The organism is Blautia sp. DFI.3.45 (assembly GCF_020593505.1).
Lineage (GTDB): Bacteria > Bacillota > Clostridia > Lachnospirales > Lachnospiraceae > Blautia_A > Blautia_A wexlerae.
Map to the genome: position 1 here is coordinate 43,536 of NZ_JAJDMI010000016.1, position 26,851 is coordinate 70,386.

At 42.6% G+C, this 26,851-nt stretch carries 23 protein-coding genes, 2 pseudogenes and 1 riboswitch; of the genes and pseudogenes, 6 read left to right on the plus strand and 19 right to left on the minus strand.

Annotated elements, in window-relative coordinates:
- The first annotated feature begins 15 nt into the window (after window positions 1-15).
- Window positions 16-558, plus strand: a complete 543-nt coding sequence (locus LJE09_RS07760; RefSeq protein WP_227311119.1) for a TIGR00730 family Rossman fold protein — start codon at window positions 16-18, stop codon at window positions 556-558.
- Window positions 559-1,012: 454 nt separating this feature from the next.
- Here LJE09_RS07760 and LJE09_RS07765 read toward each other — a convergent pair whose 3' ends face one another.
- The 5 genes from LJE09_RS07765 to LJE09_RS07785 all read right to left on the minus strand — a co-directional run bounded on the left by LJE09_RS07765 (window position 1,013) and on the right by LJE09_RS07785 (window position 6,177).
- The gene (locus tag LJE09_RS07765) at window positions 1,013-1,651 is read right to left on the minus strand and encodes a bifunctional 4-hydroxy-2-oxoglutarate aldolase/2-dehydro-3-deoxy-phosphogluconate aldolase (protein WP_118574907.1); all 639 of its coding nucleotides are present in this window, start codon (window positions 1,649-1,651) and stop codon (window positions 1,013-1,015) included.
- Window positions 1,652-1,709: 58 nt separating this feature from the next.
- Complete coding sequence (locus LJE09_RS07770; RefSeq protein ID WP_055052625.1) at window positions 1,710-2,762, minus strand: sugar kinase; 1,053 nt, start codon at window positions 2,760-2,762, stop codon at window positions 1,710-1,712.
- Between the two features lie 2 nt (window positions 2,763-2,764).
- Window positions 2,765-4,510 (minus strand): dihydroxy-acid dehydratase, encoded by a 1,746-nt coding sequence (gene ilvD, locus LJE09_RS07775; RefSeq protein ID WP_055052626.1) that lies wholly within the window; start codon window positions 4,508-4,510, stop codon window positions 2,765-2,767.
- Window positions 4,511-4,572: 62 nt separating this feature from the next.
- Window positions 4,573-4,809, minus strand: coding sequence for an HPr family phosphocarrier protein (locus LJE09_RS07780; RefSeq protein ID WP_118574911.1), 237 nt, complete (start codon window positions 4,807-4,809; stop codon window positions 4,573-4,575).
- 12 nt (window positions 4,810-4,821) lie between these two features.
- Complete coding sequence (locus LJE09_RS07785) at window positions 4,822-6,177, minus strand: GntP family permease (protein WP_227311120.1); 1,356 nt, start codon at window positions 6,175-6,177, stop codon at window positions 4,822-4,824.
- A 282-nt stretch (window positions 6,178-6,459) separates the two neighbouring features.
- On the opposite strand from LJE09_RS07785, the gene LJE09_RS07790 reads away from it, so the two are divergent.
- Complete coding sequence (locus LJE09_RS07790) at window positions 6,460-7,146, plus strand: FadR/GntR family transcriptional regulator (RefSeq protein ID WP_227311121.1); 687 nt, start codon at window positions 6,460-6,462, stop codon at window positions 7,144-7,146.
- Between the two features lie 73 nt (window positions 7,147-7,219).
- On the opposite strand, the gene LJE09_RS07795 is transcribed toward LJE09_RS07790, so the two are convergent.
- The 8 genes from LJE09_RS07795 to mgtE form a co-directional block, all read right to left on the minus strand.
- Window positions 7,220-7,981 (minus strand): ABC transporter ATP-binding protein, encoded by a 762-nt coding sequence (locus LJE09_RS07795; protein ID WP_227311122.1) that lies wholly within the window; start codon window positions 7,979-7,981, stop codon window positions 7,220-7,222.
- Complete coding sequence (locus LJE09_RS07800) at window positions 7,978-8,772, minus strand: ABC transporter ATP-binding protein (RefSeq protein ID WP_227311123.1); 795 nt, start codon at window positions 8,770-8,772, stop codon at window positions 7,978-7,980. Before LJE09_RS07800 ends, LJE09_RS07795 begins: the two co-directional genes overlap by 4 nt.
- Window positions 8,773-8,870: 98 nt before the next feature.
- The gene (locus LJE09_RS07805; protein ID WP_227311124.1) at window positions 8,871-10,409 is read right to left on the minus strand and encodes an ABC transporter substrate-binding protein; all 1,539 of its coding nucleotides are present in this window, start codon (window positions 10,407-10,409) and stop codon (window positions 8,871-8,873) included.
- 34 nt (window positions 10,410-10,443) lie between these two features.
- Window positions 10,444-11,310, minus strand: coding sequence for a nickel transporter permease (gene nikC / locus LJE09_RS07810; RefSeq protein ID WP_025577531.1), 867 nt, complete (start codon window positions 11,308-11,310; stop codon window positions 10,444-10,446).
- Window positions 11,307-12,251, minus strand: coding sequence for a nickel ABC transporter permease (gene nikB / locus LJE09_RS07815; RefSeq protein WP_026649033.1), 945 nt, complete (start codon window positions 12,249-12,251; stop codon window positions 11,307-11,309). Before nikB ends, nikC begins: the two co-directional genes overlap by 4 nt.
- Before the next feature lie 514 nt (window positions 12,252-12,765).
- The gene (locus tag LJE09_RS07820; protein ID WP_055150775.1) at window positions 12,766-13,674 is read right to left on the minus strand and encodes a LysR family transcriptional regulator; all 909 of its coding nucleotides are present in this window, start codon (window positions 13,672-13,674) and stop codon (window positions 12,766-12,768) included.
- A 35-nt stretch (window positions 13,675-13,709) separates the two neighbouring features.
- Complete coding sequence (locus tag LJE09_RS07825) at window positions 13,710-15,428, minus strand: sensor domain-containing diguanylate cyclase (RefSeq protein ID WP_227311125.1); 1,719 nt, start codon at window positions 15,426-15,428, stop codon at window positions 13,710-13,712.
- 104 nt (window positions 15,429-15,532) lie between these two features.
- Window positions 15,533-15,608: riboswitch (cyclic di-GMP riboswitch) on the minus strand.
- A gap of 402 nt (window positions 15,609-16,010) precedes the next feature.
- Window positions 16,011-17,405, minus strand: coding sequence for a magnesium transporter (gene mgtE / locus LJE09_RS07830; protein WP_173720786.1), 1,395 nt, complete (start codon window positions 17,403-17,405; stop codon window positions 16,011-16,013).
- 749 nt (window positions 17,406-18,154) lie between these two features.
- Between mgtE and sdaAB the strand changes: the two genes are divergently transcribed.
- Window positions 18,155-18,823 (plus strand): L-serine ammonia-lyase, iron-sulfur-dependent subunit beta, encoded by a 669-nt coding sequence (gene sdaAB, locus LJE09_RS07835; protein ID WP_025577539.1) that lies wholly within the window; start codon window positions 18,155-18,157, stop codon window positions 18,821-18,823.
- A gap of 19 nt (window positions 18,824-18,842) precedes the next feature.
- Window positions 18,843-19,712 carry an L-serine ammonia-lyase, iron-sulfur-dependent, subunit alpha gene (sdaAA, locus tag LJE09_RS07840; RefSeq protein ID WP_227311126.1) on the plus strand — a complete coding sequence of 290 codons (870 nt, stop codon included), beginning with the start codon at window positions 18,843-18,845 and terminating at the stop codon, window positions 19,710-19,712.
- A gap of 79 nt (window positions 19,713-19,791) precedes the next feature.
- Here the strand turns inward: sdaAA and LJE09_RS07845 are convergent, their stop codons facing one another.
- Window positions 19,792-20,427, minus strand: coding sequence for a YczE/YyaS/YitT family protein (locus LJE09_RS07845; RefSeq protein WP_008706774.1), 636 nt, complete (start codon window positions 20,425-20,427; stop codon window positions 19,792-19,794).
- 344 nt (window positions 20,428-20,771) lie between these two features.
- Between LJE09_RS07845 and LJE09_RS07850 the strand changes: the two genes are divergently transcribed.
- Window positions 20,772-21,863: a PTS transporter subunit IIC gene (locus LJE09_RS07850; protein WP_227226506.1), complete on the plus strand. Its 1,092-nt coding sequence runs from the start codon at window positions 20,772-20,774 to the stop codon at window positions 21,861-21,863.
- Between the two features lie 189 nt (window positions 21,864-22,052).
- On the opposite strand, the gene LJE09_RS07855 is transcribed toward LJE09_RS07850, so the two are convergent.
- From LJE09_RS07855 to LJE09_RS18750, 3 genes and pseudogenes are all read right to left on the minus strand, one after another.
- Window positions 22,053-22,709, minus strand: a complete 657-nt coding sequence (locus LJE09_RS07855) for a ribonuclease H1 domain-containing protein (RefSeq protein WP_022380084.1) — start codon at window positions 22,707-22,709, stop codon at window positions 22,053-22,055.
- A 280-nt stretch (window positions 22,710-22,989) separates the two neighbouring features.
- Window positions 22,990-24,174 (minus strand): iron-containing alcohol dehydrogenase, encoded by a 1,185-nt coding sequence (locus LJE09_RS07860; protein WP_227311127.1) that lies wholly within the window; start codon window positions 24,172-24,174, stop codon window positions 22,990-22,992.
- A 79-nt stretch (window positions 24,175-24,253) separates the two neighbouring features.
- Window positions 24,254-24,364: pseudogene (locus LJE09_RS18750) on the minus strand (DUF6783 domain-containing protein); the annotation flags it as partial.
- Here LJE09_RS18750 and LJE09_RS18755 point away from each other — a divergent pair.
- Window positions 24,323-24,454: pseudogene (locus tag LJE09_RS18755) on the plus strand (DUF6783 domain-containing protein). The pseudogenes LJE09_RS18750 and LJE09_RS18755 overlap by 42 nt on opposite strands.
- A gap of 168 nt (window positions 24,455-24,622) precedes the next feature.
- On the opposite strand, the gene LJE09_RS07865 reads toward LJE09_RS18755, so the two are convergent.
- Window positions 24,623-26,143, minus strand: coding sequence for an APC family permease (locus tag LJE09_RS07865; protein WP_227311128.1), 1,521 nt, complete (start codon window positions 26,141-26,143; stop codon window positions 24,623-24,625).
- Between the two features lie 3 nt (window positions 26,144-26,146).
- On the minus strand, window positions 26,147-26,851 hold a 705-nt coding region (locus LJE09_RS07870), incomplete at its 5' end, for a cytidylate kinase-like family protein (RefSeq protein WP_306797803.1).

A 26,851-nucleotide genomic window follows, 5' to 3' on the forward strand; every position in this document is an offset into this window, starting at 1 on the left:
AGAAAGGAAATTACAATGAATATTACTGTTTATCTTGGAGCTTTGGAGGGGAATGATCCGGCACTTGGAAATGCTGTCCGGGAACTTGGTACATGGATTGGAGAAAGCGGAAATTCTCTGGTATATGGAGGTTCAAAGTCCGGTCTTATGGGACAGATAGCAGAAAGTGTGCTGAATGCCGGAGGAAAAGTAACAGGCGTGGAACCACAGTTTTTTATAGATTCTGAACTGCAGTATGATGAGATCACAAAACTGATCGTCACAAAAGATATGGCTGAAAGAAAAGCAAAAATGATTGAACTTGGTGATGCATTTATTGCATTTCCAGGAGGCACCGGTACTCTGGAGGAAATCACAGAAGTTATGTCCATGGTTTCCCTCAAACACCTGGATGCCCCCTGTATTCTGTATAATCTGAATGGATATTATGACAGCCTGAAACAGCTTCTTGACCATATGATCAAGATGGGGCTGTCCTCAGAAAATCGTCAGCAGGGAATTTATTTTGCTGATGATATGGAAGATATTAAAGCACTTCTGGCTACAGTAACTAAGTAAAATTCAGATCGTAAACAATTGTCAAACACCCCTGGGGGATATTTACCTATTCATATATTGCATAGTTCATACTACTTTTTTCATGGTTTGAAATCCCCCTGGGAGGCTTGTTCTTTCCCATAATTTTGTTAAAATATAATCAATGCAGAGATCATTAAATATCAGTCAGCGAGATACTTAATGATTCATGTATCCGCACAAAGATTTGTGTCAGACAACAAATAAAGGTGCACAGACCTCCGCGCAATGCGCATCAAAAAACTCATTAGAAAAAGTACTTCTATCCGCAGGAAGTGCTTTTTTTATACTATAAAACCATTTCATTTTTCGTACATCTGGTCAAGCAGATATTCATAATCCGCTTCGCTACTTGCTTATAACCGAAATATAGCGAAGGGACAGGAGATCATAAATAACTCCTGTCCCTGTCTGTGAATATGTGTAACAGCACCGATTATTTTCGGATAGATTCAACCAGATTTCTGGCTTCTGCTGTCAGCTCTTTAATTTTGTCAAATGCACCTGCTTTTACAAGATCTCCTTTTACCATCCAGCTTCCGCCACAGCATATGATCTTGTCAAAGGAGAGATAATCCTCCAGATTCTTTGCATTAATTCCACCCGTAGGCATAAATTTAATTCCTGTGTAAGGTGCTGCCATGGCTTTGATCATGGCAACTCCTCCTGCCTGTTCTGCAGGGAAGAATTTTACAGTTTTCAGGCCGCGTTTCACTGCCTGTGCTACTTCAGAAGGGGAAATGCATCCCGGTAAAACAGGAATCTCTTTTTTCAGGCAATAGTCTACAATCTCCGGATCAAAGCCAGGGCTTACAATAAACTTTGCACCTGCTTTCACAGCTGCATCTACCTGCTCTGTGGTAAGTACAGTTCCTGCTCCAACCAGCATTTCCGGGAACTTTTCTGCCATCAGACGGATGGACTCTTCTGCTGCCGCTGTACGGAAAGTAACTTCCGCACATGGAAGTCCTCCTTCTACAAGCGCCTGAGCAAGCGGCACTGCATCCTTTGCATCTTCCAGAACTACTACAGGGACAACTCCCACTTCATGAAATCTTTCTGCTAAATCTTTCATTCGAATTTTCTCACCTTTCATAATGTTTTATCGAATATCATCCATAAATCCTGATGTTTTATCTCTTAATATCAAAATTCATTTCCATTACATGTCTGATCAGGGAAACGTCATCTGTAATATTTCCGTCTCCATGGATCGTATGTTTTACTGCACTTGCAGCAACACCGAAGTTTACTGTATCCTCAGGTGTGTAATCATTCATCAGTGCGTAGATGATTCCGCTTACAAATGCATCTCCCCCTCCCACTCTGTCCAGAATGTGGAAAGTCAGACGTCTGCTTTCATAGATTTCTCCATCTTTCCACAGATAAGCAGAAAGACTGTTTTCACTGCAGCTGTGTGCAAATCTCACATGTCTCGCAATGCATTTGATATTTGGATATCTCTCCACAAAGGCTTCAAATACTTTTTTCTGTTCTTCACAGTTGGGTTGGAAAGGAACACCGTCCTTCACATCTCCGGCTCCATGATCCTCTTCATTTTTCCAGATATGATAAGGTTCTATTCCAAAAAGAACATCCACATATGGCAGACAGAGTGTACAGAAATCTCTGGCTTCTTCCCAGCTCCATAAGGTGCTTCTGAAGTTTCCGTCAAAGCTTACTCTCATACCCATTTCCTTTGCAGTTTTCAGGCAGGTCAGAATCAGTTCCCTGCAGCTTTTTCCAAGAGCAGGAGTGATACCGCTTAAATGAAGCCATGTATAACCTTCCAGCAGTTTTTTCACATCTGTCTTACTGAAATCATACTCAGAAAACGCACTGTGCTTTCTGTCATAAACCACCTTGCTTGGGCGGATTCCATATCCGGTTTCCAGATAATAAGTTCCCAGACGATGAGTAGGAGTCTCTTCTTCTGTAGAATAAACAATGCTGTCACAGTTTACATCATTGCTTCGCATCATACGAACAGCACTTTTGCCCAGACTGTTATCCGGCACAACTGTGAAAAATGAGGCATCAATTCCAAGATTTGCAAGGGAAAGGGCCACATTGGCCTCACTTCCCCCATATCTTGCTTCAAAGGTTGTAGCTGTTCTGATTTTTTCATAATCCGGCGGTGTCAGACGCAGCATGATCTCGCCGATGGTAATAAATTTATGCTTCATAATCAATACTCCAGATAAGCTCCCTTCATAGGGCTGGCTGCATGCTGGCTGAAAAGACGCAGCACACCTTTTTTGTATTTTGCTTCTCTTGGTTTCCAGTTTTTACGTCTTTCTGCAAGAATCTCATCGATTTCTTCCATGGACTTACGCTCTCCTGCGATTCCGATGATATTTAATTTTCTTTCCATAACATCGATTTCGATCAGGTCGCCTTCTTCTACCAGTGCGATAGGGCCTCCGTCAACAGCCTCCGGGCTGCAATGTCCGATAACCGGACCTGTAGATGCACCGGAAAAACGGCCGTCAGTGATCAGGGCAATGCTCTTTCCAAGTTCTTTATCACTGCTGATTGCTTCGGAAGTATAGAACATTTCCGGCATTCCGCTTCCTTTCGGTCCCTCGTAACGGATAAATACAGCATCACCTTTCTGAACCTTATGTTTCAGTACTGCATCCAGGCATTCTTCCTCGCTGTCAAAAGGTCTTGCGCGAAGAACGGATTTAAACATTTCTTTCGGGCATGCAGTATGTTTGATTACTGCGCCTTCCGGTGCCAGATTTCCACGAAGGATTGCAATACTTCCATCTGTTCCGATTGCTTTATCATATGGACGGATAATATCTTCTTTTGTAAGATTTACATTGTATCGTTTGTTAAATTCCTGAAGCCACTTCTCACATTTCTCATAAAATCCGTTGTTCTTCAGTTCTTCAAGGTTTTCACCCAGAGTCTTGCCTGTAACTGTCATAACATCCAGATGGAGATGCTCTTTGATTTCTTCCATGATTGCCGGTACACCACCTGCATAATAGAAGCATTCTGCAGGCCAGCGTCCTGCAGGACGAACATCCAGAAGATATCTTGCATTTCTGTGAAGTCTGTCGAAGGTGTCTCCTGTAATCTCAATGCCAAATTCATGAGCAATTGCAGGAAGATGAAGCAGACAGTTTGTGCTTCCGGAAATTGCTGCATGTACAAGGATTGCATTCTCAAAGCTGTCCATTGTTACAATATCAGAAGGACGCATATTTTCCATCTGTGCGATTCTTACAGCCTGTCTTCCCGCTTCTCTTGCAAAAGCCAGAAGATCCGGACTTGTGGATGGCATCAGTGCTGTACCCGGAAGTGCAAGTCCCAGTGCTTCTGCCATGATCTGCATTGTAGATGCTGTTCCGATAAAGGAACATGCACCACAGCTTGGGCAGGCATTACATTTTGCCCAGTCAAGCTTCTCTTCGTCAATTTCGCCACGTTCAAATTTGGCGCTGTACATTCCAAGCTGTTCCAGAGTCAGCATTTCCGGTCCTGCATTCATAGTTCCGCCCGGTACAAATACAGACGGAATATTAACTCTTGCAAGTCCCATCAGATTTCCGGGTACACCCTTATCACAGCTAGAGAGATAAACTCCTGCATCAAATGGTGTTGCATTTGCATGAATTTCAATCATGTTTGCGATCATTTCACGGCTGGCAAGACTGTAGTTAATTCCATCTGTACCCTGGCTTTCTCCGTCACAGATATCTGTGCAGTGATAACGGGCACCAAATCCGCCTTCCTCAGCAATTCCCTTGCGGACCTCTTCCACAAGAATGTTCAGATGTCCACTTCCTGGATGGCTGTCTCCGTATGTACTCTCTACCATAACCTGTACTTTTCCCAGGTCTTCTTTCTTCCATCCTGTACCAATACGCAACGGATCAAGCTCCGGTGCAAGCTTTCTCATTTCCTGACTTTTTAACTGCATGATTTTTTCCTCCTGTAAATTTGTACTGTTAGAATCAAAAGGTATTTTGACTCTGATATCATTTATTTTCGAATCAGATTCAGGCTTTCCAGCTTTTCTCTGGCAAATTCTGCTTCTTCTTCTCCTACACTTATTTCCACCTGCTCGAAAGTGGGCAGACTGAATACCCCAAGCATGGACTTGGCATCTACCACATATCTGCCACAGAGCAGATCTACGTCACCTCTGCAGCTCTCTGCAATCTGTACCAGATGTTTCGCGTCATACATATCTCTTAAATAAACCGGTATCTTTACCATTCTCTCTGCCTCCTATGCAAAAATCGAAATAACCAGGCTTACAATAAGTGCTGTGACACCGATCAGTGTCTCCATAATTGTCCAGGATTTCAGTGTTGTTTTCTCGTCGATCTCAAGGAAGGTTCCTACCAGCCAGAATCCTGCATCATTTACATGGCTCAGAGCTGTAGCACCTCCACAGATAGCGCAGCACATTGCTGCTCTGTAGAGCATACTGGTATCCATAACTGCAGGCATGGTTGCCATAATTCCGGATGCCATTGTCATTGCCACAATGGAGCTTCCCACTGAAGCTCTGACAAGAATAGCAATGAAAAATGCAATCAGGATCAGCGGAAGTCCGCTTTTCTCAAGAGCAGGTCCGATAATATTTCCAAGTCCGGAATCCTGCAGCATCCAACGGATCACACCGCCACTGGCAATAACCAGAAGAATCATACCTACAGGTCTGAGGGAGTGATCCAGGATTTTCTTTAACTGTGCACCTGAGAAGCCTCTGCGGATTCCCAGGAAATACATTGCAGCCAGAGTTGCAATTGTCAGTGCCAGGAATGGTTTTCCAAGGAATCCCAATACATCCTGTACGCCTGCCGGAAGGGGCATATATTTTGATAAGGTACTGAGAAGGATCAAAACAAGAGGTATGAGGATCACACCAAGCACCAGTCCAAAGGATGGCAGTTCTTTTCCGTCATCTTTGATCTCACCTACATTGGCAGGAAGCTCTGTAAAAATCCTATTTCCGATAAATCCGCCCCAGATAATACCGGAAACCAGCATACAGATCAATGCTGTAGGAATTCCGACCATGATCATGGTTCCCAGGTTTACGCCCAGTGCGTTTGCCACCAGTACAGATCCGGCTGATGGCGGTACAAAAGCGTAACCACTGGCAAGACCTGACAGAAGGGGGATTGCATAGTACAGAGTTGATTTTTTTGTCTGCTTCGCAACACTGAATGCCAACGGGATCAGTACCACAACTCCTGCTTCAAAGAACACTGTGGTTCCGATTACCAGTCCTGTAAGTCCCAATGCCCATCCTGCTTTTTTCTGACCGAATTTATGGATCAGTGTCTCTGCAATCCTCTGTGCGCCACCGCTTACTTCCAGGATTCCTCCAAACATGGAGCCAAGACCTACCAGAAGTGCAATACCCTGAAGTGTTTTTCCAACACCCTTTTCTACCGTGTCGGAAATCATGGTAAGGGGCATTCCTGCACCTGCTCCGATGATAATAGCTGAAATCATCATTGACAGAACCGGATGAAGTTTGAACTTGATGATCAGTACCAGTAATACGATGATTCCTACTGCTGCTGCAATCATTAATCTCATGGGATCTGCCGCAAAAGTTGTTTCTTCCATTTTTTCCTTTTACCTCCTTGATTCATCTGATGTTTTTCTACTTTCTCTCCAATACATCTGACCTATTTTCTGTTTTTCTTCTGAATTTACTTGTTTTTTCGTTTTTTGCCTTTCAATTCATCTGATGTATTTATAATATATTCTCTTCTTAAAAAAATCAATACTGTAATTTTGTCTAAATTTTCGTATTTATTTTTGTGCATATTAGCACTTTGACATTCATTCTAAAACACCTTATCATAGAGATTAAGAAATTTCACTTTTAGAAATGGAGTAAATCATATGATGAATTCATCAGAAGAAAAAAGTCTTCCCCAGAAAATCTCGGAAGACATTATTTCACTTATATTAGAAGAGAACCTTCAGCCCGGAGACAAGCTTCCCAATGAAACAATTCTTTCCGAGCGTCTGAATGCAGGAAGAAGTTCTGTCCGGGAAGCCATGAAGCTGCTTGCTTCACGAAACATTGTTACCATACGTCAGGGTTCCGGCACTTATATCGCTTCTTCTCCGGGAATGGTAGAGGATCCTCTGGGATTTACCTTTATCGGAAATAAACAGAAGCTGATCCATGATCTTCTGGAGGTACGTTTCCTTCTGGAGCCTTCCATAGCAGCTATGGCAGCTACGAATGCAGAAGAAAAAGACATAAAAAAAATCACCGCTCTCTGCGATGAAGTAGAAGTGTTACTGAATAATCATGAGGATCACACACACAAGGATATTGAATTTCACGCTGCTATTGCCCTGAGCAGTAAGAATGTTGTGGTGCCAAGACTGATTCCGGTAATCAACAGCTCGATTCCTCTTTTTGTGGAAAGCACCGGAAATACTCTGCATAAGGAGACTATCGAAACTCATCGTGAGATTGCAGATGCTATCGCAGCCCACGACCCGCTCCGCGCACAGGATGCCATGTATCTTCATCTGGTCTACAACAGAAAAAGGATTCACCTTGCCATGAAATGATCCGGAATTATGACATAAAAAAGTACTTCCATCTCCGGGAAGTACCTTTTTTATAATCATTTTAAGAACACCATCACGAAAGTACCGCATCCACCAGTCTCCGCGTATATTCTTCCTTTGGTTCATTAATGATATCATCGGGAATTCCGCTTTCCACTACTTTTCCCTCATACAGTACCAGGACCCTGTCGCAGAACATCTGGACAAGAGCCAGATTATGGCAGATAAAGATAAAAGACAGCCCCTTCTTCTCTTTCAGGTCTTTCAGAAGCTCCATGATCTGTTTCTGTATGGTTACATCCAGGGCACTGGTTGCCTCATCACAGATCAGAACTTTTGGTTCCACTGCCAGAGCTCTTGCTATCGCAGCCCGCTGACACTGTCCGCCACTTACCTCATGAGGATATCTTTTTGCATATTCCTTCTCAAGGCCGCACTGCTCAAGCAATTCTGCTACTCTTTTCTCCACATCAGCCTTTTTCATTCCACGGTTTCTAAGACTCTCACCAATTCCGTCACCCAGTGTCCTTCTGGGATCAAAAGAACCCACCGGATTCTGAAAAACCATCTGTATATCTCCATATACCTCTTTCAGCTGACTTTGCTTCAGTCTTGTAATATCTTTTCCTTCAAATTTCAGTGTGCCCTCTGTGATATCAGTCAGCCGGGTGAGCAGCTTTGCTATGGTACTTTTCCCGCTGCCGGATTCTCCTACGATTCCCAGCGTTTCTCCTTTTTTTAGTGTAAAGCTTACATCCTTTACCGCTTTCAAAGGATTTTTTCCTCTCTGGGTAAATGTTTTGGTTAAATGTTCTGCCTCTAAAAGTATGCTCATACTCTGACCTTCCTTTGCAGCTTTGGTACAGCCTCCAGCAATTTCCTGGTATAGGGATCCTGGGGATGATCCAGTACACGGTCTGCTGTGCCATATTCTATTGTTTTACCATTTTTCAAAACCAACACAGTATCTGCCATTGCCCGGACTACTCCGATATCATGTGTCACGACCACGATTGCAGTTCCAAACAACTCTCTTAACTTAAGCATTTCCCTTACAACCTGGCGCTGTACAGACACATCCAGAGCACTGGTCGGCTCATCTGCAAATAAGATAGGCGGATTCATAAGCATGGCGATGGCAATACCTGCTCTCTGATTCATTCCGCCAGACAGTTCAAATGGATAACTGTCCCACACGCGCTGGCTATCCTTAAAATTCAGTTTGTCAAACAGATCCATTGCCCTGGTTTTAGCCTCACTTCTTGTTATCTTTGTATGTGCACACATACTTTCGTAAATCTGCTCTCCGATGGTGCGAATCGGACACAGAGAGGCACCTGCATCCTGAAAAATCATTCCAATTCCTGCACCTCTGATCTTTCTTTTTTCTTTCTCCGGTATATCCAGGATATTCTGATTCATATATCGGATATCTCCTCTTGTCACAAGACCATCCGGTCCCAGAAGTCCCATTGCAGCTTTGATCAGAGTGCTTTTTCCACTGCCTGATTCCCCCACAAGACCAAGTATTTCTCCATGTTCAAGGGAGAAACTCACATCATGAACCACCGCTTTTCCGCCAAATGATATCTCTACGGAATCGTAGGTCAGTATTTTTCTATCCATCTGTAAACCATCCTTGTTAATACTTACCAAATCATGGGCAAAATATCTTTTGCCCCTGAAATATCATCGTTCAAATATTCTTCATTTATTCTTACAGTTTAGTTAATATCCAGATCTGCTGTCAATTCATAATAATCACATGGATGTGCAGTCAGTCCTGTTACATTAGACTGCATGATCATACTCATTCTCAGGTGAGAACAGAATACATAGGCATTATCATCCAGGATTGTCTGCTGCATCTGGATTGCCAGATCTGAACGCTTGTCTGCATCAAATTCTTGCTTCATCTGTTTTTCCAGATCTTCCAGTTTATCACTGTGATAATGTCCGTTATTGCTTGCAGATTCATCCAGTGTACAGGAAGTGAAGAAATACTCCGGATCTCCTGTAGGTGCAGTTACCATGGCACTTGCATATACATCCCATAATGTAGGATCTTTACGGATAGTATTATTATCAGAGGTACAATTCACCTGAACATCCATACCGATTTCTTTTAAGGTCGCCTGTGCAGACTCTGCAAGAAGCGGAAGCTCCTGACGGCTTGGATAAGTAAGCCAGCGGATTTCCAGTTTCTGTCCGTCTTTTTCACGGATACCGTCACCATCGGAATCCACCCATCCAGCTTCCTCCAGAACCTTCTTTGCCCCATCAGGATCATAGCTCTCTGTTGTCAGATTCTGTCCGCCAAAAGAGAAAGTATCCGGGAAAACACCGACTGCAGGATATCCATATCCTTTCAGGAGCACAGACACAAAGCTGTCCTTATCAATACCCATGGCAATTGCTTTGCGCACTGCAGGGTCAGATGTTACAGGGCTTTCAAAGTTCATCCATGCATAGAATGCACGGCTTGTAGCTGTACTGGTAAATGTAAAATCATCATTTTCAAATAAGGGATAGCTTGCATATGCCATACCATAGGCAGCATTGATCTCCCCTGCCTGAAGAGCCATTGCCAGTGTATCACCGTCAGAAATTGTGCGGACAGTGATCTCATCCACATTTACATCTCCATTCCAGTAGTTTTCGTTTTTTATAAGATTAACATGATCATCTGTCACCAGTTCAGTTGCCACATAAGGACCTGTACCGATCACTATACCATCATCACTGATACCTGCCTGCATATCAATAATACATCCATAAGGATCACTGAGATAATTGATCAGTGCAGGCTTCGGTTCTGTAGTCTTTATGGTAACAGTATTTCCATCTGCCTCGATAGTATCAATGCAAAGATCTCCTGCTGCACGCTCATGATTGGCAACCAAAGCCTCCAGGCTTTCCTTTACTGCTTCTCCGTCACAGGCACGTCCATTGGAAAACACAACTCCGTCGTTCAGTGTGATCTTCCAGGTCAGCTCGTCAATATTTTCATACTCTTTTGCGATCCATGGCTCTATTTCCATTGTATCAGAATAACGGAAAAGAGTTTCCCCTACTCCATAACGGATGCAAGCCCATCCTGCATAGGTATTCTGAGGATTAATATCTGCCTCCTCATTTTCCGCATTAAAGGTGGTATCGCCAAATACCAATGTCTTTTTTTCTGCTGCCAGTGTTGGCATAGCTGTCATTCCTACTGCCAGCCCCAGGGCAATTGCCATTGCCAGAAATTTCTTTGTTCTCATTTTCTTTCCTCCTCGTTTGTTTTCATATTACTTATCATGAACGGCTGTTCTTAGGATCCAGATAGTCACGAACTGTATCACCTAACAGATTGAAAATTGCCACAGATATAAAAATTGCAATTCCAGGTGATAATACTACCCATGGATATGTTTGGATCATACTTCGTCCGCTGCTCATCATACTTCCCCATTCAGCCATGGGAATCTGTGCTCCCAGTCCAAGAAATGACAGACCTGCAAGTTCCATCATCATGGTACCGATATCAAGCATGGCTGTTACCAGAACAGGGCCCAGCATATTTGGAAGAATATGTCTGAGCATAATCTGACCTGAGCTGTCACCTGCCAGTATGGCAGCATGAATATAGGGTTCCTCTTTTAATGCCAGAGTCTGCCCTCTGGCAATACGTGAATATTTCGGCCAGCTTACTACTGCCAGTGCTATAACAGCATTCTGAATGCCTCCCCCAAGAATAGCTGCAATCGCCATGGCAAATACAAGCCCAGGGAAAGCAAGACATATATCTGAGATTCTCATCATAACAGTATCTGCAGCTCCGCCAAAATATCCGCAGCATACACCCACAGCTGTTCCTAACACAAAAATCACAGCAACCAGGATAAAGGTCGAAAAAATACTGGCTCTTGCACCACTTATAACTCTGGACAGCATATCTCTCCCATATGTATCTGTTCCCATAGGATGCTGAAGACTGGGGGGCTGAAGTGCACTTGCCAGATCCTGTGCATAAGGGTCATATGGACAGAGATGCTCTGAAAAAACTGCAAGTATCACAAGCCCTATTGCCAGAATAAGAAAAAAGACCAGCTTTTGTTTTATATGGTTTTTCTTAATCTTCTGTACACGCACTGTCACATTTTTATTCTGCTTTTCACTCATTGTTTCACACCTCCCAGACGGATTCTCGGATCCAGGAACCGGTATGACAGATCTGTAAGCAGATTTACTACAACATAGATGATCGCCATCCACATAACATATGCCTGAATAATAGGATAATCACGCATGGAGATGGCATCTACTGCCATCTTTCCAACTCCATCCCACATAAAGATTGATTCTACGATTGCAGTTCCTCCCAGCAGATTTCCCACTGACAGCATCAGCAAGGTAATGATGGTTACCAGCGAAGCCTTCATAATACTTTTCCAAAGAGTGACAGAAAACTTTACTCCTCTTGCTTTCGCTCCTGCCACATAATCTTTACTCAGTTCATCCAGCACAGTTGCACGGACCTGGCGAAGATACTTGGCCGACATGGCAATTGCCAGAGTGATTGCCGGCATTGCCACACTCTTTAAACTTACATCTTTGGATATAACCGGAAAAATCCGCAACCTGATCGCAAGAAAATACATCAACAGCAATGATACAAAAAAATTAGGAAGACTGTTTCCTATAAAGCTGCATAAACGGATCAGATAATCCGTAATCGTATTCTGTTTCACTGCTGACAGAATCCCCAGAGGGATTGATATGATGATGGTCAGCAAAATAGATGTCACTGTAAGAAGCAGCGTTGCCGGAAGCTTTGATATGAACGTGTCAAAAACCGGAAGACTGGATACATAGCTGTTTCCCATATCTCCATGAAGCAGTTTCCCAAGCCACACAAAATACTGGGTCAGAAATGGTTTGTCCAGTCCCAGCTGTTCTCTGGCTGCATTTAACTTATCTTCTGACAGGATCTGTCCTGTATTTTCCATTTTTTGTGTTACTACATCACTTCCCGCAATCCGCATCATGCCATAGGAGAGAAAAGTAATCGCAAACAAAATGGGAATCAGCTGGAGCAGTCGTCTGAATGCATATTTTTTCATTTGAGTATCTCCATTTTATAATTTTTCAAAATTGTACTCCTAATTAGCCTCCACTCAGTTTAACAAAAGCAAAAACAGCCCACAACCCACCCGGGGGGTTATGAGCTATTCTTAATTTGAATATCTATCGTCATTTTTGGAATAGGTTTTTTTAATATCAGCAATAATTTAAAACAACCATCCCATTTTGTTCTAAACTATGTTATACTACAAGAGCTGTCGAACCTCCAGCAGGAAGGAGGTGAGTTTCATGGAAGCAATTTTTACTTCATTTCTTGTCTCTGTCATAGCAGGCGTAGTTAGCTACTACATATGCAAATGGCTGGACAGCGGACATTAGACAGCAACAGTCTAAACGGAACAGCTCCCCGTAACGAGCAAGAAAGCCCTCAGAGCGGCAACTCTGAGGGCTTTCGTTTCGCTTCATGGAAATTTCACTTCATTTCTTAGCTACTATTAGTATATGCAAAATAAGTTAAAAAGTCAACTGCAATTTTTATTAATGCTTCGGCAATTAATGCTTCGGCAGTCTGCTCTTTAAAAACTCCACAAGCTCTGCCACACTCTCATCCATTGCTTCTCCTTTGTGGAGTATAAAACCAAAAATCACTTTACTGTCTCCAAGATCCAGAGGGATTCCCGGTGTAGTTCCTTCTTTGTTTTCTGACAGGTAACTTCCGCTTATATTTGCCACCTTACTGTTCTTCAGCATTTTTTCCATAATATAATCACTGTTGGTCAGCACGGAAATATCAATATCCTTCCATTGGAATGCATCTTCTTTTACAGCACCGATGTCAAAAAATTCATCCTGATAATTCTGTATAAAACGGATTCCCTCCAGGTCTTCCAGTTCTGCCCTCTCTTTGCCGGAATTGTAAAGCTCTGTCAGCCCTCCCGGATACAGCATTACATCTGTTTCATAGATAGGTTCGAAATGCATTTTGTTTTTTGACAATTCATACAGGAAATTTTCCTTCTGCTGACTGAGGATATATACAAAACCAATATCATCCATATAATCCCGGACTCTTTCCATTACGCTTTGTACACCTGCTGTTGTTACCTGGAAATGATATTTTTTTTCATAGGTTTCATTATAAAAGTCTACAAATTGATTGGCAAACCAGGAGCTGGGATTTAAAGATATCCGGATCCATTTTGTCATTCCGCTGGAAGCCATATTTTCCAGAACATTTACTTCATTTATAATTTTCGACGCATATTCATACATCTTATGCCCCTGTACTGTCAGTCTGATTCCTCTTGGCAGTCGTTCAAAAAGCTGCATTCCCAGCGTATCTTCCAGTCCCTTGATTACCTTGCTGACACTGGGCTGTGTAGAATACAGATTTTTCGCAGCATCACTGAATGAACCAGTCTGCGCACATACTACGAAATACTGTAATTGTTTTAAATCCATAAAGATTTTATCCCTCTTTCTGTTTTTATCCGCCATTAACCCTTTTTTCTATTTTGAGTTTTATCTTCATACATTCTGTGATCTGCCATAATGCGGATTTCATCGATCTTCTGGCTGTGTTCCGGATAAATGGCATAGCCACAGCTTGTATCCACGCTCAGCAGACGACCCTCTATGTTAAAAGGCCGGTCAATGACTCTTTTTATTCTTCTGACCATCATCTCACAGAATTCATCATTAATATTGCCCTCCTCAATGATCAGGGAAAATTCATCTCCACCGATACGGAAAGCATAGTCTGTCTTCCTGATACATTTGCACAATCTCCGGGAAACCGCCTTCAGCAATCTGTCCCCCATGTCATGTCCATAAGTGTCATTAACAGGCTTAAACCTGTCCAGATCCAGATAGAACATGGCAAATTTTTTATGCAGCTTTCCATTTCTTTTTAATCTTTCGGAAAGATAACGCTCATTATAAAGTCCTGTCAGTGCATCCGTATTTGCCAGCTTCTCAAGTTCATGCTTCTGCCCGATATCCTGAGCGATCAACATTACTTTGGACAGTATACTGCCTTTCCATTCCACAGGTATCACTGACATTACTTTATAAGAAGATTTGTCAAGAGTACAATATTCAAAGGTATACAGATCATCCTCAGACATAATAACCTTTCTCAGATATTCCGGTGAAAGCAGATCATCCATCTGTATATTTATCTTTTCCGTAAGTATCACATACTCTCCGGACATACGCTGAAGAAGTTCCCTGTAATCACCTGTAGGATTATAATAAGACTCATTGTTCATCTCATAATATTCATATATCCCGCTGTCCAGATTACAAACTGCAAAACGCTCTACAATCCTGGTTACTCCCTGAATAAGTTGATCCATGGCGATGTTCTGCTTTAACATCGCTCTGCGTTCTTTTTCCGCATTTTTCGAATCCGTCACATCACGAAGAAAAATCATGGCGTGTCTGATCTCTCCGTTCTCATCTGTATCTCCCTCCATCACTACATTCCGGATAATACGCAGCTCTCCGTCAAACACTGCTTTGCATTCCTGACTGAGTTCCCCTGTGATTTTTCTGAGTTCCTTCGTAATATATTCCCGGTTGTAAATCTGCGCAACCGCCTCTTTACTCTCAGGACAGACATAATTATTAAGAAACATCTGTATCAGTTCATCCCATGTCCGGCTTTTGTTGGAAATTTCCTGAAGCGAGCCCTTTACTTTCATAGATTCAAATGTATTTTCCTGAAGATCCACATAATATTCACACAGATTCATATCTGTAAAAGCCCGGTGAAAAGCAGCTTCCCTTGCTTCCTGATTCCGGGCAAAGTGAGCAGATCTGACAGATAATACCCAGATTGGCCGTCCTTTATTATCCCTGGCATCTGCCTTCACAATCCTTACCGGTATTGATAAACCTTTACTGTCTGTCAGATACAAGATGTGAGAACCCTGTAAATCATGAAGTCTTTCCGGTGAAAATATATGCTTTTGCTCATTACAGACCACACTGAGCATAGAGCCGTCTGATGCTTTCATAAATTCATCAAGGTCATCCCACCCCAAAAGCTGCAGAAAATAGTTACTTACACTCCAGATTGTCAGCTTCTCATCATAATAACCGGCGACTGTTCCCACCGGATCATTCTGTTTCAGTACATATTCAATAGCTTCCTGAACTGAAGGATTAATATCCGTATCTTCATTTGCGACATATATTTCAATCTTATTCATTTTGTTAAGCATACACCTATGCTCTGACATGATATTCTCAACCTTTCTTTAAAATAAAAGAGAATAATGCCCGCTACAATACAACAAGACATTACTCTCTGTATAAATGCAACTGGCTGCCATTTTACAGGCCCTTTAGCTTTGCGCCGCAGCCTTTCGACTGTTTTGCCGATACTGTATCTGTGTTGCCTGGTGTACCAACAAGTTGATTCACAGATACATTATATATATTATATTTTCAATCTCTTATTACTGTTTACCGTTAATATTTCCTGCACCGCTGTTTATTTGTTACTGTTTACTCCGTTCTCAGTAACGTTTATACGCTTTGTAAACCCAAATAACGACTTGCCTCTTTCAATCGTCAGATCAGGTAAACACTAATTGCAATATATTATTTGCATATCCCCGGAATAATGTCAACTGCTATTTTCCTTATTTCACAAAATTTATTCCAGATTGCAAATATCAGACATTGCATTTGTAATTTATAGTAATTAACTACGGCAGCCGAATTCAAACAAAAAACAGATCCAATATCTTATAATCAAAGATACAGGACCTGTTTTTATTATCTGAAATTCAGCCTGCAAGATTCAGCATTTTTAATAAGAACAGCCAGCTCAGGCCATAATAGGTAATTACTGCAACAAGGTCATTCACTGTTGTGATCAGCGGACCTGATGCTACTGCCGGGTCAATATTGATCTTCTTAAAGAACAATGGAATACAGGTGCCTACTGCACTGGAGATCAACATAGCCAGCAACAGTGCCACACCGATACATCCGGATACTGCATAGGAAAACAAAAGTGTTTTTCCTTTAAACAGATAAATATACAATCCGATCAGCGCAAAAGACAGAATTCCAAGAAGTCCGCCATTACACAGACCAATTCTCATTTCCTTCCACACAAGTTCCAGTTTCTGCTTACCTGTCAGAGATTCATCCATCAGCACACGAATCGTCACAGCCAGAGACTGGGTACCCACATTACCTGCCATATCAAGGATCAAAGACTGGAAGCACATAATGATCGGAAGTGCAGTCACCACCTTCTCAAAAATTCCTACCACTGAAGAAACTACCATGCCAAGTCCCAGAAGAATGATCAGCCAGGGCAGACGTTTCTTCATACTTTCTTTCAGTGGCTCCTTTAAATCCTCTTCTGCAGTCAGACCGGCCAGCTTCGCATAGTCATCACCCATCTCATCATCAACCAGGTCAATGATACTGGCAGATGTGATAACACCCAGAAGCTGATTATCGTTGTCAAGAACCGGAATAGAATCCTCAGAATAATCTTTCAGTTCTTCGATACATTCATCAATATTCTCTTCCGCATATACATATGGATAGGAAGTCACCACCAGATTCTCAAGCAGATCATCGCGTCTGGCAATGATCAGTTCTTTCAGATTAATAGCCCCATAAAATTTCTGCTGCTCTGTCACTACAAAAATAGTGGAGATATTGTCATTTTTTGCAGCCTGTTCGATCAGACTGCTCATTGCCTGCTTAACTGTCAGTTTATCTGTGATCACAATATAATTTGTTGTCATGCGGCTTCCGATCTCATCCTCATCAAAGGATGCGATCATCTCCACATCACGTCGAACCTCAGGTTCAAGCAGATCGATCAGTATTTTTTTCTTTGTTTTTTCAACTTTATTTAATACATCTGCAAGAGCATCTGTCTCCATTTTGGATAAAATGGCTGCTGCTTTTTTCACATCCATTTCATTCAGATACTCTGCTGCATTCTCCTCATCTGTATATTCAAAAATATCAGAGAGCATATCTGTATCCAGGATACGGTACAGCTTGCACCGCTCCTGTACAGTCAGTTTCGGCATTACATCTGCCAGATCATTCTCATGATAATCCTGCAGCCTTCCTCCCATAACGGCAGGAGAGGTGTTGCTGCGGATGATCTTCAGAATTTCTTTGGAATAATCCTGTACTCTTTTCTCCATTCTTTCATCCTCCGTTTTTTTGCATAAAAGCACACCAAAAGAAAGCAGTCTGTTATTTATTACATTTTACTGCCATTTCTTTCATGCTTTTTCCAGCAGAATAAACCGCAGGGTATCAAACCATAACCTGCTATTCATCCGCTGTCCGTAACTGTCCGGCATCTTCGCCGGATCATTACTGCTCAATATGTAATTGCATGATTCGGGGGAATTTCATAAATACAGGATAAGAAATGAAAAAGACATCCAATCTTCCACATACAGAAACTGTCAGATCACAGACAGTAAAAAGCTTCTATTCTATATGCATACATGGAAAATATATGACTACAGCAGAACAAAAACGGCTGCTATACTCATATACTCTTTTTAATTCAGATCCTGTGCTACTACTTCGCCCATGAGAATCGCAATTATCCATTCTGTTCCACCTGCCTTTTCTTTAAAATTTACGATTTCGGATATCAGACCCTGTTTTCGGGAATCTGATTTCTAACAGCAAATTTTATGCTGTTCCCTATTTTGAAACAGCATTTTTAAAATTATTTTCAATTTGCACAGTTATTGTAACCGCCCAGTAGAGAAAAAGCAACCCTGTTTTCTCATTTTTTACATTAATTTTTGTTAATGTTAACGATAAGTTTGCTTCTTTTATTCCTAAATGATAGAATATAATCAGAAATTTGCAAATAATAAGATTATTGCCATAAACATGCAAGACTATAATTGATATTCACAGGAGAAAAAATATGTCATTTATCAGTGTATTTGATGTTATGGGGCCGAACATGATCGGTCCTTCAAGTTCACATACCGCAGGTGCGGCGCGTATTTCCTATCTTGCCCAGAAAATGATCGAAGGCCCGTTAAAGAGAGCCGACTTCATCCTGTACGGCTCTTTTGCAAAAACTTACCATGGTCACGGTACTGACCGAGCTCTGCTGGGTGGTATTATGGGATTCTCTACTGATGATATGCGCATCCGAAATTCTTTTGATATTGCTCATGAAAAAGGTCTGAAATTCTCTTTCACTCCAAATGAGCAGGAAACAGATATTCATCCGAACACCGTAGATATCTGCATGGAAAATGAAAAAGGCCAGAAAATGACCGTACGCGGCGAATCCCTTGGAGGAGGCAAGGTCCGTATTGTAGATATCAATCACGTACAGGTAGACTTTACAGGCGAGTACAGTGCAGTGATCGTGATTCATCAGGACACTCCCGGCGTTGTGGCCTATATTACCAAATGCCTGAGTGACCGCAATATCAATATTGCATTTATGCGTCTGTTCCGTGAAAGCAAGGGAGAGATTGCTTATACAATCGTAGAATCTGACGGCAAACTTCCTGAGAATATCGTTCCTGCGATTCGCGAGAACCCGAATATTCATGAAGTTATGATCGTACAGATGTAAAGAAAGGAGGATTTTTATCATGGATTTTAAAAATGCAAATGAACTCTTAGCACTCTGTGAAGAAAAAAATCTTCCTATCTCAGAGATTATGCGTATCCGTGAGATTGAGCTTGGCGAAACAGCCTCTGAGATTGTAAATAAAAAAATGACACTAGTACTGGGAATTATGAAAGATGCTGCTTTCTCACCAATCAGACAGCCGGTAAAATCTATGGGTGGTCTGATTGGCGGCGAAGCCAGAAAGCTGAGTCTCCACGCTCAGGAGAAAAAAGGTCTCTGCGGAAATCTGCTTCAGAAGGCAATTACTTATGCTATGGCTACACTGGAAACGAATGCCTCCATGGGGCTGATCGTGGCCTCTCCTACTGCCGGTTCTGCCGGAATCGTACCGGGACTGATGCTGGCAATGCAGGAACATTATCAATTCTCTGATGAAGAGATTATACGGGCATTATTTAACGCAAGTGCCATTGGTTATCTGGCAATGCGAAATGCAACTGTTGCAGGTGCGGTAGGCGGATGCCAGGCCGAGGTAGGGGTTGCATCTGCAATGGCTGCATCTGCTGCTGTAGAGCTGATGGGAGGTTCACCGAAAGAATGTACTTTTGCTGCATCTACTGTTCTTATGAACATGCTTGGTCTGGTATGCGATCCGGTCGGCGGTCTGGTAGAATATCCATGTCAGAACAGAAATGCTGCAGGTGTGGCAAACGCTATAATTGCCGCAGAAATGGCTCTCGCAGGAATCCCGCAGTTGATTCCTCTGGACGAAATGATCCAGACGATGTTTACCGTGGGTAAAAAGCTTCCTGCAGAACTGCGTGAAACTGCTATGGGAGGATGCGCTACTACGCCATCTGCATGTGAAGCATGCCATATATGCAGTTAACAGGCTGACAAATAAAAAAACTGTCTCTGTAATGCACCTATTTTCTACGTATAATGTGCATATACAGGACAGTTTTTTATTATTTTTCCAGCTTTGCCAGCACTTTTGATGTAAAATGTGTATCGAAAAACTGAACAAAAGGTCCGAATCCAAATGCACTGACTAGTGTTCCCAGTCCGACGATTCCCCCTGCAAGCCAACACACCAGTGCACTGATCGCATCATTAGATACTCTGCACCAGAAATACGGAATTTTCGGCCATTTCTCTGTCATGATCAGAGAAATACTGTCATATGGTGCAACTCCCTGTTTCGGAAGCTGGTACATGGAAATTCCAAGGCTTGTTATGATAACTCCAATAAATACGGTAACCACCTGCATTGCCATCTGATCCGGTGCATCGATCACAGATGTGATCAGGTTATAGAAAAATGTAACAAAATATCCAAGGAATAACGCATTTATGATCGTTCCCAATCCGATAAGCTTTCTTCCCCAGATAATTTCTATTACAAAAAATCCCAGATTCAGAAGAATTAAAAAACGGGCATATTCAATTCCCACACATTCTGCCAGTGCCATTACCATTCCGCTGAAAGGGTCATTTCCAAGTCCGGAAAGTTTAAATATCGCAATTCCCAGACCAAGGATTATATTTCCAATCAACATTACGACCACATACTTCCAGTTTATTTTTCTGATCCATTCACTCATCTTTTTTCCTCCGTAAAATTAACTCTTTCTATCATATCAGACAGTAAAATACTTTACAATATTCTTTCTGTAAATTGTTTTCCACTATTTTAAAACTACGTTACTGTTCACTCCGTTCACAGTAACGTACCCAAAATTCATTCCAGATTGCCTGCGGCAATGGAATTTTGGCTTGTATGTCTTGTGATTTTGGCATATTCATGCCAAAACACTTCGCGGGATAGTGGTGTGTGAACAGTTACAAAACTACTTGATTTACTCCGTGAATATGACTATAATGAGAAAAACGTATATAGGTGTATATACACCCTTCTATACATAATAAAAACAGGAGAAAGTAATCTATGGAAAAGTTTAAAGCATTTCTCAGACGTAAAGACATCGAAATCTCCATAAAACGTTATGGAATCGATGCCCTTGGTGCCATGGCGCAGGGTCTTTTCTGCTCCCTGCTGATTGGCACGATCATCAACACACTTGGAACACAGTTTCATATTTCATTTCTGACCACTGCTGTGGCAACTGTAAACGACACCCAGTATACCGTAGGCTCTCTGGCATCTGCAATGAGTGGTCCTGCCATGGCTGTTGCCATCGGCTATGCGTTGCATTGTCCGCCGTTGGTGTTGTTTTCACTGATCACTGTTGGCTTTGCATCTAACGCATTAGGCGGTGCAGGCGGACCGCTGGCTGTATTATTTGTAGCCATCTTCGCTTCCGAAATCGGAAAAGCAGTATCTAAGGAAACCAAAATTGATATTCTGGTCACTCCACTTGTCACGATCGGTGTAGGTGTTGCCCTGTCCGCATGGTGGGCTCCGGCACTTGGAAGTGCAGCAATGAAAGTGGGAAATATTATTATGTGGGCAACCAACCTGCAGCCGTTCCTGATGGGAATCCTTGTTTCTGTATTTGTGGGTATTGCACTGACACTTCCTATCTCATCTGCCGCAATCTGTGCTGCGCTTGGCCTCACCGGACTTGCCGGAGGAGCTGCTGTAGCAGGCTGCTGTGCACAAATGGTAGGTTTCGCAGTAATGTCCTTCCGCGAAAATAAATGGGGTGGTCTTGTTTCTCAGGGAATCGGAACATCCATGCTCCAGATGGGAAATATCGTAAAAAATCCACGCATCTGGATTGCACCGATCCTTACTTCTGCCATCACCGGACCTCTTGCAACCTGTCTGTTCAAACTTCAGATGAACGGTACTCCGGTTTCTTCCGGTATGGGTACCTGTGGTTTCGTAGGACAGATTGGTGTCTACACCGGATGGATGAATGATATTGCCACAGGAACAAAAACAGCTGTCACAGGCTGGGACTGGGCCGGACTTTTGCTGATTTCCTTTATCCTGCCTGCAATCCTGTGTCCGCTCATCAACATGTTTATCCGTAAGCTTGGATGGGTGAAAGACGGGGATATGACACTTTCATAAGCAAAAACAGCTGCGTTACCTGTCAATTGAAACTGTTACTTGATAAAAATTTCAGCTAACAGTTTCAATGGTAACACAGCTGCTTTTTATTTTTCCACTTCCGTATATTGATTTCCCTGAGGATCACTCAAATTGTCATCCACATAAATTTTTCATCCCTTTGGAAATCGCCTTTCAGTGATAAGATTTTTATATTCGTACTTCTTCATCCATTTTAAGCAATGCACTCTTAGCCAGCTGATCTGCCTCTTCATTGTAGTGATTGCCCGTATGAGCTGCTATTTTACAAAAAGAAATCTTTACTTTCTTTCCTGCTTCCTGCATATGAGCAGCATATTTGCTGGTCAGAGGTGTTTTGGCTCTCCACACACCTGTTACCCACTTCTCTACACCTTCGTAATCATAGCGGATTTCCACAGCTGGATATTTGTTTTCTATGGCCCAGTTTACTGCAGTCATGGAACCAAGCATCTCTCCTGCCACATTTCGGATCGCGACTCCTGCAGAATCACTGCCGCTGCCGGATTTACGGATTTCCTGTCCATCCGGTGTAAGGATCACACAACCAAAGGCATATCTGCCAATACTTTTCTCGAAACTTCCATCTACATAAGCAATGACCATATTTTCAGGTACTTCCACGATTCCTGCCGCCTCTTTTGCTTTATCACCGGATACATTTCCTGTTGTCTCCATGTTCAGAAAAGCCAATGCTTCCTCTTTCTCTGTAAATCCCCGAAACTCAGCTCCTGAATATCCGCTTACTGCCTTCTGGCACTCCGCCCATGTAGCAAAAAGTCCTGTTTTATGTCCCTTGCGTACTGCATATATTTTCTTCTTTGCCATAAAATCCTCCTGAACAATCAATATTTTGACTCACATTACTTTACTATATTTTGATTAATACTATATAATCTTTCTTTCTATCAGGCAAGTTATACAATGGAAATTTCTCAAAAAAACAACGTGCAGATACATTTTGAAATCGAGATAAACCTTCAAGCCTGAAGTTATCTGTCGACTTCGATGTCTCTGCACGTTTTTTATAATAACAGATATTTTTAATCAATACCTTCTGTTAACCTGTAGCAATTACATAAAATACTGCATTCCTCTTTATCTGAATTTATAAAGCCTTATGATACAATTCCACAATATCCTGTTTCCTGGAGGATCTTGGATTTACTGCAATATTTCCGCTCTTCATAGCATCATCTGCCATGGCATCAATCTTGCTTTCAATCTCCTCATCAGAAATCTCTTCTCCCTTCTTTGCCTGGCGGATGGCTGTGGTCAGGTCTTCCGGGATTCCGATATCTTCGTTTAATTCCCTGATGGCATCCACCAGCATCAGTGGTTCGAATTCATCCTCATATGCAGGGATCTGACTGATATAATTATAAATCTTCAGATATCTGCCATGATCTGCCAGCGCATTATATTCTGCAATCACAGGGAGAAGAACTGCATTTGCCACTCCATGTGCCACATTAAAGAAAGCACTTACCGGATGACTCATGGCATGGACATTTCCAAGTCTTGCAAAGGAAAAGGCGATTCCTGCAAAAAGAGATCCCGTAAGCATTGCCTCTGCAGCCTCCAGATCTGTACGTCTTGCCACAAAACGGCGGATATTTCCACCGATCAGCTCCATTGCTTTCTCTGCCATTGCGTCAGAAAAAGGAGATGCTGCTGTGGAAACATAAGCCTCCTCCGCATGAATAAATGCATCGATTCCGCAGGCTGCTGCCACAGATGCCGGAGCAGAAGTGAGAAGCTCAGGATCCAGGATCGCATATGCAGGAAGAAGTTCATAACTGAATACCGTCAGCTTATAATCTCTGCTGTGGTCAGTGATAACAGAAAATGCCGTAACCTCTGAGCCGGTTCCCGCAGTAGTCGGGATTGCGATCAGCGGAACAATTTTTCCGGGAACCTTATGTGCCCCCTCATATTCTGTAATACTGCCGCCATATTTAGCCGTAACTCCCACTGCTTTTGCCACATCCATAGGAGAACCACCGCCCAGCGCAACGATAAAATCTGCACCGGATTCCTTATACGCTTCTGTCGCTTTTTCCACTGTGGTGACAGACGGATTGGCTTCTACATCTGTAAAAATATCCACTGCCATTCCGGCGTCTTTCAGATAATCCGCCGCCTTATCCACAACTCCCATTTTCCGGAGAGTTGGTCCTGAAATCAGCATTGCATGAGAACCTCCAAGCTTTTTGGCACATTCCGGAAGCTTTGCCAGAGTACCTGCACCGACTGTAATATTCTGAGGAATAAAAAATTCAAATGGATTCATTAATTTTTGCCTCTTTTCCTGTATTTTTTTCAATATTGCAATGTGCAGGGCACCTACCCTGCACAAATTCAAAACTCTGTTACCCAAAATAATTCCTAGAGCGTGTCTGAAAAAGGCTTTCTGCAAGATGTGCGACACAATTTGTGGGATATTTTGCCCGGATGAGGGCGCCGTAGCGGGCTACGGCAACTGAATTCGGGTGAAATATCCCGCAAAGTGGGGCGTGCAGATTGCGGGAATGATTTTTCAGACACGCTCTAGTACAGCGTTTCGTAAATAACTATACCAATCGCGTAGGATGCGGATTCGAGTGTGCTGGTATAAAAACGCAGGCGTAGCGGGCTACGCTGAGGCTTTTAGACCTGTGCAATCGGATTCGCAGACAAGTGAGTGGTATAGTTATTTCGAAAACGATGTACTAGCAATAATTGTCATGTCATTCATAGCGTTATGCCATAGAGGAAAGCACCCTGTCAATAGCCGCATCGATTACCACATCAAGCTCTTCATCATCAGCCTCCGGCATAAGACTTGCTGCATCCTCATCAGAGATCAGTTCAATAAGTTTACCAAAATCTTCTTTATATTTACGTTTACAGATCGCATAAAATACAACTCCAAGTAAGCTCCAGCCGCCTACCATGATCCATTCCTGAAATACCAGACTTCCACCGGAACCCGGAATACAGTAAACCAGAAGCATCAGCCCTGACATGACTACTGCCATAAAACCTACAAATTTGTAGTGGCCTACTTTGTAAGGTCTTGCCATATCCGGTTCCTTTTTACGAAGGATCAGGAAAGAGACAGAGACCATACAGTATGCAAGGCAGCATCCGAAGTTACCTGCATCACAGATCCAGACCATCATTGTTCTTCCTGCAAAAGGAGCCAGCATAGTCAGGGCACCGATCAGATACAGAGAATTAACCGGAGTTTTGTGCTTCGGATGAAGCTTTGCAAAAAACGGAGGAATCATGTAGGATTCTGCCATAGAGTACATGGCACGGGAACCGCCAAGGAGGAAGGAGTTCCATGATGTAATAATACCACACATTCCACCTACAATGATAACCTTGGCCATAATCTTTGTCCCGAAAGCCTTGGCCATGGCATCTGCTGTTACAAGTCCTGTTCCTTGCTGAGACTCAATAATCTCTGCCGGATTCAGGATATAACCTACTGCAAGAATAACCAGTGCGTAAAATACAACAGCCAGCACAACAGAGAGGATCATCATTTTACCGATTTTTTTCAGCGGAACATTGATTTCCTCTGCTGCCTGTGGGATAACGTCAAAACCAATAAAGAAAAACGGAGTGATGACTGCAACCTTAATAATACTTTTCATTGCTTCGCCGGTACCGTTTCCAACAAACATCTGTCCCTGAAGGTTATCCACACTTCCTGTAACCACAGCAGCCACGATCAAAATAATTCCGGCACCGCCGATGATACAGGTAAGAACAGTCTGCAGAACTGCCGCAGTCTTTGCTCCATTAATGTTAATTATCATAATAAGAAAAGCAATCACAATCGCCACGATCAACCAGGATGCATAAACATCAAAGCCTGCAACTGTATAGAGATATCCTTTCAGGAACCCCGGCCACAGATAAGAGATGATTGTGGGAAATGCACATGCCTCAAAGCAGGCAACACTTACATATCCAAGAATGATCGCCCAGGTGCAGATAAAAGAACCTGTAGAACCCATTGCCCTGTAGCTGAATACATGCTCACCACCACACTGAGGCATGGCTGCTGTAAGCTCTGCGTAAGTCAGACCTACAAAGAAGATCATGATTCCACCGATTGCAAATGCAATAGCTGCACCAAGCACACCACCGGATTCAATCCAGTTACCGGAAGAAACTACCCAGCCCCAGCCGATCATGGCGCCAAATGCAATTACAAGTATGTCCCATGCACCAAGTACTTTGTCAAATTCTGATGTTTTTTGTTCCATAGTTCAGGCCTCCTTTTTTCCGTATTTTTTTGCGATCAGATCTTCCAGATATTCTGCTGTTCCCTGAATTCCCAGAAAATCACTGTTAATAAGAATATCCCTGTTATGTCTGTCACCGCGGTTACTTCCTGTCAGTGCCAGATGTCTCTTATGATAACGTTTATCCTTCTCATCCAGCAGAAGCTTTGCATCCTTTTCCGAAAGATTATGGCTTTCCATAATGTTGTGAACGCGAACATCATTAGGTGCATAAATAAATGCTCTCACCAGCTGGATTCCTTCTGTATCTTTCAGAATATAATCTGCAGACCGTCCTATGATCACGCAGGCTTCTTTCTGAGCCAGCTTCCGGATAATCTGCTTCTGTACATGAATGGCGCGGTCTGTCAGATCCGCATATTTGGAAAAGGAACCTCGCACATCACCCTGTGCACCTTTACCTGCGATGGTTCCGCCTTCCTCTACTCTGTCCATAATGTCTGTAGGGATGCCTACCTCTTTGATAATCTCATCCACAAGATCACGATCATAAAACTTAATCCCCAGATCCTGTGCAATCTTCTTACCGATGGCATTGCCCTTGGCTCCATATTCGCAGCCAATCGTAATTACCAGATGTTTCATGCTCTTCCCTCTCACACTCAAATTTTTATTAGGCGTTTGCGAAACGCCACAAGCCGCATAAATACGGCATTTTTTGTTACCTAT